The organism is Paenibacillus sp. MT86, assembly GCF_058792535.1.
The window spans coordinates 5,427,568-5,440,729 of sequence record NZ_CM179499.1; the positions used below are offsets into that span (position 1 = coordinate 5,427,568).

Genomic DNA, 13,162 nt, shown 5'->3' on the forward strand with positions numbered 1-13,162 from the left:
AATCCATCCAGAAATATCTGAAAAAGTCTTTATACCATTTTATCATAATCCCGCTAGGCCCGCCCATAGAATGAAACTAGGGAGTACGTGGACAGGCGTTTGCCATAACATCCACCGAGAGTAGAAAGGAGACATGAGGGCATGAGCGTTTTTTTATCCAAAGCGATCCTGGACTTTTTTATAGCCTTCGGCATCGTGCTGGGGGGAGCCATGGTGGGAGGCGTGGGCGCCGTGCTGTCCCTGCAGCCCCCGACCCTGACCATGGTTGAAGTGGCCGACCGGATTAAAATATGGGCTCTTGCGGCCGCGATCGGGGGCACCATTGATCCGATGCGGGTCATTGAAAGCAACGTGCTTGACGGGAATTTATCCCCTGCCATCAAGCAGGTTTTATATCTGGGTTTTGCATTTCTTGGAGCACATATGGGCAGCGAGCTGGTCAAATGGGTGTGCTTCAGCCGGAGCTGAATGATGCGCGTACCTCCAGCCCACCGCTTCCGCCCCTTCTATCAGATCGCATCCATCTTCGTGCTGGGAATGGTTGTCGGCAGCATCGTCTACAATTCGGTTTATCATGCAGCCTACAATAAATTATGGTTAACGAATCAGGAGCAGCAGCTCAAAATAACGCAATACGAAGAAGATATCGAGTCGTTAAAAAAATACAATAAACAATCCACGGTCATCAAGGAAATCAAGATCCGCAGCGAACAAAACGACAGGGTTCCGCTGGATCCCGTCATCATCAAAGAGCTCGTCAGGCTTATGAGCGAAGATCTGGCTGCCCTTCGCGGCCGCAACGTGTTTGATATCGACGCAGACAGCAAGCTGACGCGCTCACTCCTCAGCGACAAAATTTATACCGTCCGCGAGAAAGATTACAAGGTCCAAATCAAGACCATGCTCGTCATGGAAGGCGTGCTGCAAATCTGGGTTAGCGTTGATCATGTGGATGCAAAGTCAACCGGATCATGATACAATACATACTATTGTAAATGATCGAATCTAACATGCTTTTAGAGTTTGTTCAAAAAGTCATCTTTAGATCACGAAGCAGCACATGAACACCACATTGCGAGCATGTTACCGAATATGAAGGAGCCTTCCATTCCATGATAACCGTCATCCACTATATCCTGTACATTATCCTCGTCCTGTCCGTCGTAGCTGCCGCGCTCTATAGCATTCGCGCACGCCGAGTAGCGGATCCCGCGGACCGCGGCATCTATATGTCCATGATGAACCTCTGTATGGGCATTATGCTGGTTTCCCTTTCGCTGGTCTGCATGTTTCTGTTCAGCGGCTCCACGCCGGCTGTCATTGTAGAAGCCGTGTTCTTGGTGCTTGGCGCATTTAATATATTTGCCGGCATAAGAAGCCGCACCTATTACAGCAGACTGAAGAATTCAAGAACGGCCAGCTAAAATAAATTGAACGGAACAGGGGCATCCCGCAAGGTCCATGAAGACCTGCGGGATGCCCCTTTATTTTGTCCGGAGTTTAACGTTAGCCGTGATCGATCGCCTGCATCGTCATGACCGCTTTTGCAATCAGGTTTGTCTGATGCTGGATCTCGATCTCCATCTTGCAGGTACGGCGGCTGATCTCCAGCAATTTTGGCATAATGACGATCGGATCCTCGATCTGCACGGGCCGGATGAAATACGTCGACAGATGGTCCAGCACATGATCCCAGCCGCTAATATCCTTGGCCGCTTTAACCGCAGCTTGGCTCATGACGGTCGTGAGCACCCCTTGCGAAATCGTTCCAAGTTCTGAAGCCATTTGGGGCGTGATAAAACCGTGAAAGAACAAACGCCCTTCCTCATCCCGATCCTCTGCAATCCCATTCCAGATCAGCTGATCAAACGTCTCGCCAAGCTGAGGCTGGTTTCGCGCATCCCGCAGTGCTCCTAACACTTCTTTACGAGTAACCGTTGCAAGCAGCTTGCGGTTCCGATCCACAATCGGAAGAAAATCGATCCCTTCCCACATCATAATCTGCGCCGCAGATGCGAGCGACGTTTTCATGCTTGCCGTTACCGGATTGCGGGTCATCGCTTTCTCGATCGGCTGAGTTTCGGCGAGCCCTTCCACATCCCGAACCCCGACGATGCCGATGACCCGGTTCCATTCGTCTGTTACCGGATACCGGATTTGCCCGGTCGCCTGTGAAATCCGTTTGAATTCCCGAACGGTGACGGAGTTTTTCAACTGGTGATTCTTCGGCTTATCATGAGCGATATCCTCCACCAGCATAATTTTCTTCTTGATTAATCGGTCAAAAATGGCGCGGTTAATCATGGAGGCGACGGTAAACGTGTCATGCCTGGACGATATAATGGGCAGATGCAGCTGGTCTGCCAGCTGTTTCACTTCCCGGCTGGTTCCGAAACCGCCCGTAATCAACACGCCCGCCCCCTGCTCGAGTGCCAGGGAATGGGCATCTTCGCGGTTACCGACAATCATGAGGCTTCCGGCATCGATATATCGAATCATCGCCTCCACTTTCATGGCGCCAATCACGTATTTATGCAGGCTTTTATTAAGCCCTTCCGCACCGCCAAGCACATGCCCTTCCACAATTTCAACGACATCGGCAAACGTAAGCTGCTCGGATATGTTACGCGGCTTCCGTTCCACACGAACCGTGCCGATCCGTTCCTTCGTGACCACGATGCCCAGGCTTTCCGCTTCCTTTACCGCCCGATAAGCGGTTCCCTCGCTGACGCCCATCTCTTTGGCCAACCGTCGTACCGAGATTTTGCTTCCAACCTTCAAACTTTCAATATGCTGAACCAATTGCTCGTGTTTGGTAATCGTATCATCTCGAACGTCCAACTGTTACACCCCCAGAACACTATCTGTACCATACTGTATCTATTATATCACGTCCTATGAAGCTCCCATACCCGTCAGACACAAAAAAACCTCCCCTGAAGGTTAACGGATGGGCGATCCAACCGTACCCCTTAAAGGGAGGTTTTTGTTCGTCACAGCTCTCGCTGTGATCCAACGCTTAATTGGCTTCTTGGCTCTTCTGTTCCTCCGGCCATTTCAATTCCCATTGACGCAATTTCTCCTTGCGGATCTCATCGAGCGCTTTCTGTTTCGCTTCATCTACACCGATAAGGTAATAGAGATGCGAACCGATCACAAGCAGGGCAAATCCTGCCCAGACTGCACCGAACAGCGAAACCCATGAGAACCCGCCAGAGAAAGAAATGCTGGGAAGGGCGTATATCAACATGCCGAGTGCAACCAATAAGTAAGCGGTGTGTTTAAACTTGTTCTTCTTTTTTTTCATTGTAAACGCAGCTCCTCTACTCTCTGAAATCTATATTTCTACTCTATGAGGAGCTTGCGCAATTTATGAGACAAGTTTTTAAAAATGTACCGAATTTGTGTTGATGTTTATTGTCCGCAGCCTTAAAAAAGGGAACGTCTAGGGTTGGGCTGGACCATACAGATGCTGAAGACTATCCGATATAATCTTGTTCACGTCTTCGATGATGACACTCAGACGGCGCTCAGCGTCGAACAAGCGGCGGATGTTCAGGTTCAGGCTCAGCACCTCAAACTGCTTCTCCATCTTCTCCATTTCGTCCTGTGCCGGCATATCGCCGGACATCATGCGCTGTTGAAGTTCCATCTGGCGCTGTCGGAAGTCATCCAGCATGCGTCTGCTCTCCGGATCTGCATCCACGAGTTTCATAGCAGAGGTAATTTCTTCTACCTCCTTGCTTTCCTTCATCGCTTTTGCCAAATCATGTGCCTTGTCATAAATGTTCATTCGTAATTCCTCCAATATATTCGGCTTAAACGCCGTATTTGAATTCGCCTCTTGCCTTAATCCTTACTCCATCAAAATTGTTATCTCCACAGTATGGTCAGCATGGATTGGAACAATCCGATCACTCCGCCCAGCAGCACCCCAAGCCAGGTGATGGCCCTGAATTCGCGGCCGGACACACTCAGGATGATCTCTTCCAGCCGCTCAATCGGGAACTTCTCCACCTGCTCCTGAACGAGCTGCGGTAAGTTTACAGCCTTCATGGCCGCCGGGATGCTTCGCTCAAGGAAGCCCAGTCCCTTATCGAGCAGTCCAGGCAGAGCTGCTTCGATGGCAGGCATTCGCGGTCCAATCAGCTCGCCTACGCGAAGAGACTCGATTTGCTTCATCCACTTGGACCAAGGAAGCTTGTCATCCAATGTGCGGGAGATCCAAGCGAGGCCCGGCTCACCAGCGGCATGTTCGATGATATTCCCCAGCGGCATCTCACCGTAATACGACAGCTTTCCTGAGATAATATCCGTGATGGTCTTGCGGATCTTCTCACCCTCCAACTGCTGAATCAGCATGGGCGTCAGCTTCTGGACCAGTTTATCCTCATCCACAAAGATCGAAGCCATCGTCCCCAAAAATCCGCCTGCCTTATCGATGAGTGAAGAAGCCACATCCGATAGCATAAGCTGCCCCTTCGCGGACAACAGCGTGCTCCTCAGCTCCTTCAGCACAATATCGGCGGCAGCCCCGCTCCAGCCCTGGATCGTTTCCTCGGACCAACCGGGAACAAGCTCCTTCAGCGGCTTTGCCTCCAATCCGTATCCGTGCCATACTGCTGCGGCACCCCGGGCTGTGAGCTGGCGGGCCGATTGTTCGGCACGGACCTTCAATTGCTCCCACTGTTCGGAACTCCATACCTTAAGCGCCAAGTCTCCGAAGCTCAGCTCCGACTGGCTCCATTCCTCCAGCTTCCGATAGAGGCTGTCCTCTATCTTACCCCGAAACACCGGCTTTCGAATAAGCTCCTGCAAGCCCTCGCTTGTCACCAGGTAATCCGAGACCACACGTCCCAACGACTCGGCTATTTCGTCCTTGCGCTTTGGAATGAGCCCTGGCGTGAAGGGTACGCGGCGGCCCAGGATGATTTTTTCTTCACGGGGATGAAACAGCATTTTTATTGCAAAGTGGTTCGTGATGCCGCCAACAAAAGCAGCAACGCACACGTTCACCAAAATAAACAGCCAGTTCTGCATTTTCAGCACTCCTTTTTCCCGAGCAGTACAATCACCAAGGGATATATGTCCTCATATGATGCATTACATGCAATGATCAGATGAAGTCTTTTGTCTGTTCACTTAAGTATCCAGTTGTTGTCGGAAGGAGATCCATCATGCGCAAATCCAAGATCAAATCCAACACCAAATCCAAGATATCGACTCAATTAATCCGCTCAGCCCAGCTTTCGGATAACGATATCAAGCTTGGTGACCGGCTCATCAGACAGCTCCGTATCCCGACAGATTCGAAGGTACAGCTTGCCTTTGGCTCCTTCAAGCAGGAAGTCCGCGTTATCTCAGGAGGAAAATCGAATTCGCTGGCCCTAAGCCCTTCGGTATTCAGCCATTCGGGACTTCTTCCTCGTACCGTCATGAATGTCAAATATTATCCAACGGAAAGAACGCTGAAGCTCGGTCCGCTTATCGGGATCATGGTCAGCCGATATCAACCGGATGAACCTGATAAACCTTTCGGATCAATCTCAGCTTTCTGCCTGGAAATGGTCAACGCGGCCAAAAAACAGGGCGCATATGTATATTTTTTCACACCTGACATGATCGGTTCGAACCCGTCGACACTTGAAGCCATTGCTTATGACGCGGGATGGAAAAAGCTCAGCGTTCCAGCTCCGGACGTCATTAATAACCGGCTGTCTACCCGCAAACTGGAGAATAGTCCTAGCGTACAGCATTTTATGAGAGAAGTAAAATCGCGATTCGGCACCCAAATCTTTAACGAGAAATTTCTCGATAAATCGGATGTCTTCGAGGCACTCGGGCCTGATGTGAAACTGCAGAAATATTTGCCCGAATCCTATTTGCTCAGCGGTTATCCGACGCTCAAAAAAATGTGCGCCACTTATCGGACGGTCTTCCTGAAACCGGTGCGGGGTAGTCTGGGGAAAGGGATCATCCGGATATCCCGCCAAGAGAACGGCAAATATCAAACGATGACCACCTCTCTTGAAGGAAGCAAGAAGAATACCTACTCCTCACTTCCAAAGCTGTTCAGCAGCTTATCTGGGAAAATAAAAAAAACGCGTTATCAAATTCAGCAAGGGCTGGATTTGATCCGCATCAACCGGCGAAACGTTGATTTTCGCGCGCTTGTTCATAAAGACAAAAACGGCAAGTGGGCAGTGACTTCGGTCGTGGCCCGTATTGCCGGCGGAAACCATTTTGTTTCCAATCTTGCCAGAGGCGGTACGCTATCTTCCGTCAAGGACGCACTTGCCATGAGCAGTATTCCGTTAAGCTCCAAACAAACAGCCCCCGCCCGAATGAATCAAGCGGCGCTCGATATTGCTCATGGACTGGAGGCTGCCATTCCCTATCATTTCGGGGAGCTCGGCATTGACTTGGCAATTGATACGGCTGGCCGCATTTGGCTCCTGGAGGTCAACTCCAAGCCGTCCAAAGGTGAAAATGCACCGCTGAATGCCGACTCCAAAGTAAGACCGTCAGCCGTCCGGCTCGTTCAGTACTGTCAATACTTGACGGGGTTCTAAAAAAGGAGAACATTATGTCGTCAAACAAGATAGGCACCCTGGGTGTCATGGTATGCCGCAAACCGGGCTTCCCTCCCTTCGCAGAGAAGGAATTCCTCCGTGAACTTAGCTCGAAGGCCAAGGGACTCGGCATGCAGGTATTTGTTTTTTGTCCGGATGATGCCTCTCCTGCTTCTGGTGTTGAAAGCTCCATAGACAGGATACAAGGATATCAATTCAATCCTGGAAAAGGCTGGAGTTTCGGCACCTTTCCTCCTCCAGACGTCATCTATGACCGATGTCTGCACCGAAACGGTGAGGAAACGGCTGCCGCCGGTGCGTATCTGAACCGAATGCTGCAGCAGGGCGTAAGACTGTGGGCACGCGGTCTGCCCGGCAAGCAGAAAGTGCATCAACTATTAAAGCGCTCCTCCGCCTTAAGGCCATATCTGCCGGCAACCTTAAGTTATACCGGAGCGGAATCACTGAGCAGGGCCCTGCTGGCTTTTGGCAGCGGACTTTTCATGAAGCCTAGCGGAGGCTCTCAGGGTCGTCATACTTTGTACCTCGCTTTGACAGATCAACAGCGTGTCAGACTGCAAGGAAGGAACCGGAGCAATCGCATGTTCCAGCAGACTATTCCCGCACAAGAGATGAACGAATGGGTGAGTCGATTTACCGGTCGACGCCGGTTTATCATTCAACCCTATCTGGAGCTTCATAACCGTAACGGAGATCCGTTTGATATTCGGTCATTGGTTCAAAAGAATGACCGCGGCAGATGGTCCATCACAGGAATCGCTGCACGGCAAGGCGTAAGCCAAGGACTGACCTCGAACCTTCACGGGGGAGGCACCGCATTTCCGGCCCTTCCCTATCTAACGGCCGATTTCGGAGAAGAAAAGGCCATGAAGATCATTCAGACCATCCGAGATCTGTCCGCTCAGCTTCCATCTCTGCTCGAAGAAGGATTCGGCCGACTTGGCGAGCTGGGAATCGATTTTGGCGTGGATACAAAGGGACGGGTCTGGATCCTGGAGGTTAATTCCAAACCGGGCCGCCGCGCATTTACACTAACGGGAGATGGTCACGCAGCCCGGCTGTCCGTCGAACATCCGATTCAATACGCCCGTTATTTATTGCTTCGACAACTTAGGAGGGTAAATACATGAGTTTGAATTTCGGAAATATTCATTTCTCGCAGCAGCCCGAAAAAGTCGTCTTTTTATCCGGTTCGCTTCTAAAGAGCCTGGGGCTATCAAGCAGGAAATCGATTAAGCTACGCATCGGGACCAACACGGTGTCCGCTGCTGTAAAACCGATCGATCGATCGGGGAAACACATCTATTTAAGCAACGGTGTCCGCAACGGTATCCACGTTCCCAGACAGGGCCCTGTCTATATCCATTCCCCCCGTGAAGGAGAAATCGAGCTGGGGCCCGTGGTTGGGGTTCTCTCCGACGGACCGCATAATCCATCCAGCCCCTTTGGAGCCCGAACCTCGTATATTCGTCAGCTTCTTCGTGAGGGCAACAAAAAAATGTTTGTATATGCCTTTGCCCCCCGGGATATCAACTGGCAGCGCGAAACGGTGCATGCCTATATGCTCGGTTCCGGCGGCGGTTTTGTCCGCAAAACCGTTCCGCTCCCTAATGTCGTCTATAATCGCCTGCCTAGCCGAAAAACCGACTTCTCCCCTTTTACCAATCAACTGAGAGATCGGTTTCTGAAGCGCAACATTAAATTTTTCAACTGGGCCTTCTTCAATAAATCCGATGTGTACTCCCAGCTGGACGGCGACGTGCAGGCAGGCAAATATTTGCCGGAAACGCATAACAATCCTAGTCCCGAGCGGATTAAGGATATGATGGAGCGCCATAACTTTGTATATTATAAGCCCTCAGCCGGAAGCTTAGGCCTCGGGATTTACCGGTTAACCTATCTTCCCAAAAAAGGATACTTTGCGCGATATCACGGAAACGGGGGTAACACCCTTCTCAAGTTCCCAAGCTTTAACAGTCTGATGCGTATGCTACAGGCCAAGCATGGCTCCAAGCTGCGTAACTATGTTATCCAGCAAGGAATCCGCCTCATTGAAATCGATGGCTGCCCTATCGACTTCAGATTTCATATGCATAAGAACAGCAAAAACCGGTGGTCCGTGGTTGGTATCGGCGCCAAAAAAGCCGGTCGGGGCAGCGTCACAACGCATATCAAGAACGGGGGCTCCTTGATGACGCCGGAGCAGGCGCTCAGCCGGGCCTTCGGCTCCAAAGCTCGGGATGTGCTGGAGCGTGCCAAGGACGCCGCCATCGCGATGTCGGAGGCCATCGAGAATCATCATCCGCATCTGTTAGGAGAAATCGGGTTCGATATAGGAATAGATGATAACGAGAGGATATGGATGTTTGAAGCGAATTCGAAGCCGGGCCGATCGATATTCAACCACCCTTCTCTTAAAGGGGAAGGAAAAGCATCGGTGGAGCATATATTTGAACACAGTATGTATCTCAGCGGCTTCCACAGGGGGAATGACTCGTGAATAACCGAGTGGAGAGTGATGGAAGACCGGTTGTAGCCATCCTGACCATGCACGACTCGCATACGATGTTCAGAGGCAACCGGCAAAACTTTCAGGAAATCATCAAAACGGGAAAGGATATGGGCTTTATCGTCTATGTGGTCACCGTACGTGATCTGAAGCTTGATACGGGTACTGTCAAAGGCTATATCCTGAACAGCGACCATTCCTGGGAGCAGAGGCTATGCCCTCTGCCCCAGGTTATATATAACCGGATCCCTTACCGAGAGGATGAAGCCCTTCCCTGGGTCCGACGCAAAATCAAGGAATGCCAAAAACATCCCCATATCGATATCTATAACCCACACTTCTTCAATAAGTGGCGTCTCTTTGCTTGGCTGAACAAATCACGGTTAACCAAAAAGTGGGCACCCTTGACAAAGCGATTGAAGGGTTACCCTACTTTATATGAAATGATCAAGCGGAAGCCCTACCTGTATCTTAAACCAGAGGACGGCAAGGCCGGGCAAGGAATCATGAGGGTGCGGTATCAGAAAAACAAATCGCTCCCCTACCGCATACAAATACAGAACAACAAAAACAGCACCACCTACAAAGCAGCCTCCTTAGAGCGGCTTTGGAACCGTGTTTATCAGGAGACTAAAGGAAGCTCATACCTGATCCAGCAAGGAATCGAGCTGGCCCAAGTCCACGGTCGCGCCTTCGACCTCCGCATACTTGTGCAAAAGAACGAGTACGGCTCCTGGGCAGTTACAGGCATTGGAGCTCGAATGGCAGGCGCCAAAAGCATCACCACACATGTTCCTCGCGGAGGAACGATTGAGGATCCGGAGAAGCTGCTGCCGATCGTGTTCGGTCAGGAACGGTCTGACGCCATCCTTAGCGAAGTTAAAAAAGCAGCCGTGCATATGGCACGGCAGATTGAGAAGAGCTCTGGTCAGATCCATGGCGAAATGTCCATGGACCTCGGAATTGATAGCGAAGGCGTTCTCTGGTTCTTCGAAGCCAATTCAAGACCCATGAAATTTGACGAACCCGCGATCCGGAAAAAGTCACTGGAGCGGATTTTTCAATATTCCGAATACCTGATCAATCAAAGGTAGGCCCTGCATCAGCCAGAGCAACGGTTAAGAAAGACATGAAAGGAGGGGATCGTGTGGAAATCTCATGTCTAGCTCTCTCAAGCCCGGAAGAATGGCCGCATGCCAGACAGCAGTGCAGCGAATTCTTCCGGCGGTACAGCAACAAACGCCTAACCCGCGAAGGTTACCAGCGCCTGGCCTTGCTATCCTATGACGAGCTGCTGCAGCCCGGTACCTCGATCATGGCCGCTACGGTTCGAAGCGATGTCGGCCGCATACCTGTGGGGGTGTGCTTTGCGGCGGATTATGGGGAAGGTGCCTGCATGGTTGCTGTACACCCTCTATACCGCAACCGGCATATCGGTTCTTCCCTGATCCGCTCACAATTATCCAAATTCGGGCGGCTGCGATGCAAAGTAGCCGCCGATCATTCGGCAAGTTTGCAAATGTGCTTTCATGCAGGGCTACAGGCCATAGCGCTTGAGCAAGGTCCGACGGGCAAACCTACGCTCGTTATGAGCGGAACCCTTCCCCTGCACCCATTCCACAGTTCTTCAGCATCTCGTGCTGACTCTGTTCAAGAAGGTGAACTTCTGTGTCAAAACCCGTCTTAGGTATTATGACGTTATACTTGGATGAACGGAAAACGCTGGAGGAGCGGCATATCTACGAGCATATGATCAGGGAAGGAAAAGCGATGGGCCTTGACGTTTACGTCTTCACCCCCGCTGACGTTAACAGTGCGCAAGGCCTGATCAACGCCATGGAATACGATCCGGATCGCCGGAGATGGGGCCGCAGATGGCGCTCGTTTCCCAATATGATCTTTGATCGCTGCCGCATTCAAAAGAGCCCCCGCTTTCAACAGCTGCTGCGCTTTCGTTCACGCTATCGGCATTTACTGTTTCTGAACAGACCTTTACGCAACAAATGGACGATTCATCAAGTATTATCCACCAAGAAACGCTTCCGTCCCCATCTGCCGGACACCCGGATCGTTACGAGCACCAGTGACATTCACCGGATGCTCCATGTTCACCCTGTCGTTTATTTTAAGCCGATCAACGGAACGGGCGGACGCGGAATCCTGCGGATTGCGAAGGTGCCGGGCGTTACGGGGACGTATGAAATCCGGGGACGCAATTCCAATCGGAGCATCATTAAACCGAAACGGATGCCATCGGGCCATTTGGCGCAATATTTATCGGGCTGGGGCAATAAAGACCGATATCTCGTCCAAGAGGGAATACAGCTGGAGCTGCCGGACGGAAGAGTGCATGACTACCGAATGCTCGTGCAGAAAGACGGAGCCGGTCAATGGCAGGTGACCGGCTGCGTGGGACGCGTCGGGGCGCCGAAGAGCGTAACCTCCAACCTGCATGGCGGCGGAAGCGCGACGATGATGGAAGAATTGTTAAGCAAATGGATCGCAGATCCGGCAAAGCGCGCCAGCATCCGCGAGGAAGCCGATTCCCTCGGCGTGGCCATAGCCCAATTTCTCGACGGTCAATATGGAGGCTTGTGCGAGCTTGCGCTGGATCTGGCAGTGGATAAAACCGGAAGGGTTCTTCTCCTGGAGGTGAATCCTAAGCCATCAAGGGAAGTATTCTCGCAGATCGGCGATATGGCTGCCTACCGCGAATCCATGGTGAAGCCCTTAGAATATGCCATGTGGGTCTACAGTCAAAAAAAATCCGCGAAGAATGCTTAAGGCCGAACCCTGGAAAATCGAATACTAGAATCCGAAAAAACGCACAAAGGCTGTTTCCAAGAGGGTTGCATGCTACCCTTGGAAACAGCCTTTGTGACTCCTATCCAATCTACTCGGCTTGGTCATGAAGCTTCAGCAGCTGTGAAAAAGAATGGATGACAACGTCCGATCCCTTCAGCTCCTGATCCTCGCCAAAACCTGCATAGCGGCAGCCAATGACGGTTTGTCCGTTCTCTTTGCCTGCCTCCACATCCGATGACCGGTCTCCTACCATCCAGGCATCCTTGATTTCATGCTGATCCAGCAGCAATCTGACCAAATCCACCTTCGAAGCCGTTCCGTGCTCTCCGGCACTGTAGACCCCTTCAAAAAGCGGCATAAGCCCCCTCGCTTGGGAGATGCCCTTCACGTAATCCTCCAGTCCGTTGCTGGCAACAAACAATCGGACGCCGCGCCGATGAAGCTCCTCCAGCGTCTCCTTCACCTCAGGATACAAAACGGCTGCTTCATCGCTTAAACCTTCGAGCTCCAGCTGCAGCAGCAGCTCGTTTGCACGGTTATGGGCTGCCGGCGTCGCATCCGGTATGACCTTCTTCCAAATGTCCTCGAGCAGCATCCCCAGACATCCAAGCATGAGCTCCTCATCCGGCGTTTCTCCCTCGTAGTGCCCCTCTTCGCGCAAAATGTCGAACAATTTGTGATAGGCGGGCAGCAGCAGGGTCTCCGTCTGAAACAGCGTTCCATCCATGTCAAATATCATCGCTTCCGGCTTGATTAACGTAGCTGTTTTTTCCAATTTTGTCCTTCCCTTCGCTCCATATAATCTGATTCTAGTCTAATCTCCCCTCATCATATAGGAACCATATCACATCTGCAAATCCCATTCCCCCATAACTGCTGCTTTTTGTCTATGTCATCATGCGTAACCAAGGAGGCTTTAACGTTGTTATATATACAATAAGTGCGAAGAAAGGAGAGGATGAACTTGCCGGAAACAAGGGAGTCTGGTGAAGCATCGGCCATCGGGCTGCTGGAAGCCGAACTGCTGGAAGAGCTGGAACGGTATGATCCCCTAGAGCAAGCCGCCATTCTCAAGAGGATGGTTAACCGGCTTAAGAAGGGCCGATATGTCCGAAGCCCGATCGCCCTGGTGAAGGAGATGGTTCGGACACCGCTCGTATGGTGCCTGTTGTCCCTGGGGTTTGCGATACCGATCCTGTTCTATATCTTGTTCGTTTGGATCTCGCTGGCGGTTGAAGGGTAGCGCCGGAACGAA

The 13,162-nt window shown here is 51.4% G+C and carries 15 protein-coding genes; 10 read left to right on the top strand and 5 right to left on the bottom strand.

The features are described from left to right. Positions 1 to 141 precede the first annotated feature (141 nt). The 3 genes from AC3RCL_RS24355 to AC3RCL_RS24365 all read left to right on the top strand — a co-directional run bounded on the left by AC3RCL_RS24355 (position 142) and on the right by AC3RCL_RS24365 (position 1,424). Positions 142 to 468, top strand: coding sequence for a YtrH family sporulation protein (locus tag AC3RCL_RS24355; protein WP_071218060.1), 327 nt, complete (start codon positions 142 to 144; stop codon positions 466 to 468). Between the two features lie 3 nt (positions 469 to 471). Beyond that, positions 472 to 975, top strand: coding sequence for a sporulation membrane protein YtrI (locus AC3RCL_RS24360; RefSeq protein WP_113057501.1), 504 nt, complete (start codon positions 472 to 474; stop codon positions 973 to 975). A 137-nt stretch (positions 976 to 1,112) separates the two neighbouring features. Next, complete coding sequence (locus tag AC3RCL_RS24365; RefSeq protein WP_194544200.1) at positions 1,113 to 1,424, top strand: YtpI family protein; 312 nt, start codon at positions 1,113 to 1,115, stop codon at positions 1,422 to 1,424. Between the two features lie 82 nt (positions 1,425 to 1,506). Here AC3RCL_RS24365 and AC3RCL_RS24370 read toward each other — a convergent pair whose 3' ends face one another. The 4 genes from AC3RCL_RS24370 to AC3RCL_RS24385 all read right to left on the bottom strand — a co-directional run bounded on the left by AC3RCL_RS24370 (position 1,507) and on the right by AC3RCL_RS24385 (position 5,040). Beyond that, positions 1,507 to 2,841, bottom strand: coding sequence for a DRTGG domain-containing protein (locus tag AC3RCL_RS24370; RefSeq protein ID WP_426199234.1), 1,335 nt, complete (start codon positions 2,839 to 2,841; stop codon positions 1,507 to 1,509). A 178-nt stretch (positions 2,842 to 3,019) separates the two neighbouring features. Further along, positions 3,020 to 3,307, bottom strand: a complete 288-nt coding sequence (locus AC3RCL_RS24375) for a hypothetical protein (protein WP_076324342.1) — start codon at positions 3,305 to 3,307, stop codon at positions 3,020 to 3,022. Positions 3,308 to 3,445: 138 nt separating this feature from the next. Further along, positions 3,446 to 3,793, bottom strand: coding sequence for a YlbF/YmcA family competence regulator (locus AC3RCL_RS24380; RefSeq protein ID WP_071218055.1), 348 nt, complete (start codon positions 3,791 to 3,793; stop codon positions 3,446 to 3,448). Between the two features lie 80 nt (positions 3,794 to 3,873). Continuing rightward, positions 3,874 to 5,040 (bottom strand): DUF445 domain-containing protein, encoded by a 1,167-nt coding sequence (locus tag AC3RCL_RS24385; protein WP_220684123.1) that lies wholly within the window; start codon positions 5,038 to 5,040, stop codon positions 3,874 to 3,876. A gap of 137 nt (positions 5,041 to 5,177) precedes the next feature. On the opposite strand from AC3RCL_RS24385, the gene AC3RCL_RS24390 reads away from it, so the two are divergent. Genes AC3RCL_RS24390 through AC3RCL_RS24415 form a run of 6 tightly spaced genes read left to right on the top strand, consistent with a single transcriptional unit; the run spans position 5,178 to position 11,886 of the window. Further along, on the top strand, positions 5,178 to 6,572 hold the full coding sequence (locus tag AC3RCL_RS24390) for a YheC/YheD family endospore coat-associated protein (RefSeq protein ID WP_194544203.1): 1,395 nt from the start codon (positions 5,178 to 5,180) through the stop codon (positions 6,570 to 6,572). 14 nt (positions 6,573 to 6,586) lie between these two features. Then, on the top strand, positions 6,587 to 7,723 hold the full coding sequence (locus tag AC3RCL_RS24395; RefSeq protein ID WP_426199229.1) for a YheC/YheD family endospore coat-associated protein: 1,137 nt from the start codon (positions 6,587 to 6,589) through the stop codon (positions 7,721 to 7,723). Next, entirely contained in the window at positions 7,720 to 9,093 is a 1,374-nt protein-coding gene (locus AC3RCL_RS24400) for a YheC/YheD family endospore coat-associated protein (RefSeq protein ID WP_071218051.1), read from the top strand. Before AC3RCL_RS24395 ends, AC3RCL_RS24400 begins: the two co-directional genes overlap by 4 nt. Then, positions 9,090 to 10,196 (top strand): YheC/YheD family endospore coat-associated protein, encoded by a 1,107-nt coding sequence (locus AC3RCL_RS24405; protein ID WP_194544205.1) that lies wholly within the window; start codon positions 9,090 to 9,092, stop codon positions 10,194 to 10,196. Before AC3RCL_RS24400 ends, AC3RCL_RS24405 begins: the two co-directional genes overlap by 4 nt. Before the next feature lie 53 nt (positions 10,197 to 10,249). Next, positions 10,250 to 10,789, top strand: a complete 540-nt coding sequence (locus tag AC3RCL_RS24410; protein WP_492532516.1) for a GNAT family N-acetyltransferase — start codon at positions 10,250 to 10,252, stop codon at positions 10,787 to 10,789. Next, the gene (locus tag AC3RCL_RS24415) at positions 10,771 to 11,886 is read left to right on the top strand and encodes a YheC/YheD family endospore coat-associated protein (protein ID WP_492532518.1); all 1,116 of its coding nucleotides are present in this window, start codon (positions 10,771 to 10,773) and stop codon (positions 11,884 to 11,886) included. The genes AC3RCL_RS24410 and AC3RCL_RS24415 overlap by 19 nt, the downstream gene beginning before the upstream one ends. Before the next feature lie 109 nt (positions 11,887 to 11,995). On the opposite strand, the gene AC3RCL_RS24420 is transcribed toward AC3RCL_RS24415, so the two are convergent. Then, positions 11,996 to 12,682 (bottom strand): HAD family hydrolase, encoded by a 687-nt coding sequence (locus tag AC3RCL_RS24420; protein ID WP_009595725.1) that lies wholly within the window; start codon positions 12,680 to 12,682, stop codon positions 11,996 to 11,998. Positions 12,683 to 12,865: 183 nt separating this feature from the next. On the opposite strand from AC3RCL_RS24420, the gene AC3RCL_RS24425 reads away from it, so the two are divergent. Then, positions 12,866 to 13,150: a hypothetical protein gene (locus tag AC3RCL_RS24425; protein WP_492532521.1), complete on the top strand. Its 285-nt coding sequence runs from the start codon at positions 12,866 to 12,868 to the stop codon at positions 13,148 to 13,150. Positions 13,151 to 13,162 lie beyond the last annotated feature (12 nt).

Coding starts and splice junctions, on each gene's coding strand:
- AC3RCL_RS24395 (WP_426199229.1), top strand. CDS start 6,587: ATGTCGTCAAACAAGATAGGCACCCTGGGTGTCATGGTATGCCGCAAA.
- AC3RCL_RS24380 (WP_071218055.1), bottom strand. CDS start 3,793: ATGAACATTTATGACAAGGCACATGATTTGGCAAAAGCGATGAAGGAA.
- AC3RCL_RS24360 (WP_113057501.1), top strand. CDS start 472: ATGCGCGTACCTCCAGCCCACCGCTTCCGCCCCTTCTATCAGATCGCA.
- AC3RCL_RS24385 (WP_220684123.1), bottom strand. CDS start 5,040: ATGCAGAACTGGCTGTTTATTTTGGTGAACGTGTGCGTTGCTGCTTTT.
- AC3RCL_RS24375 (WP_076324342.1), bottom strand. CDS start 3,307: ATGAAAAAAAAGAAGAACAAGTTTAAACACACCGCTTACTTATTGGTT.
- AC3RCL_RS24355 (WP_071218060.1), top strand. CDS start 142: ATGAGCGTTTTTTTATCCAAAGCGATCCTGGACTTTTTTATAGCCTTC.
- AC3RCL_RS24365 (WP_194544200.1), top strand. CDS start 1,113: ATGATAACCGTCATCCACTATATCCTGTACATTATCCTCGTCCTGTCC.
- AC3RCL_RS24425 (WP_492532521.1), top strand. CDS start 12,866: ATGAACTTGCCGGAAACAAGGGAGTCTGGTGAAGCATCGGCCATCGGG.
- AC3RCL_RS24390 (WP_194544203.1), top strand. CDS start 5,178: ATGCGCAAATCCAAGATCAAATCCAACACCAAATCCAAGATATCGACT.
- AC3RCL_RS24400 (WP_071218051.1), top strand. CDS start 7,720: ATGAGTTTGAATTTCGGAAATATTCATTTCTCGCAGCAGCCCGAAAAA.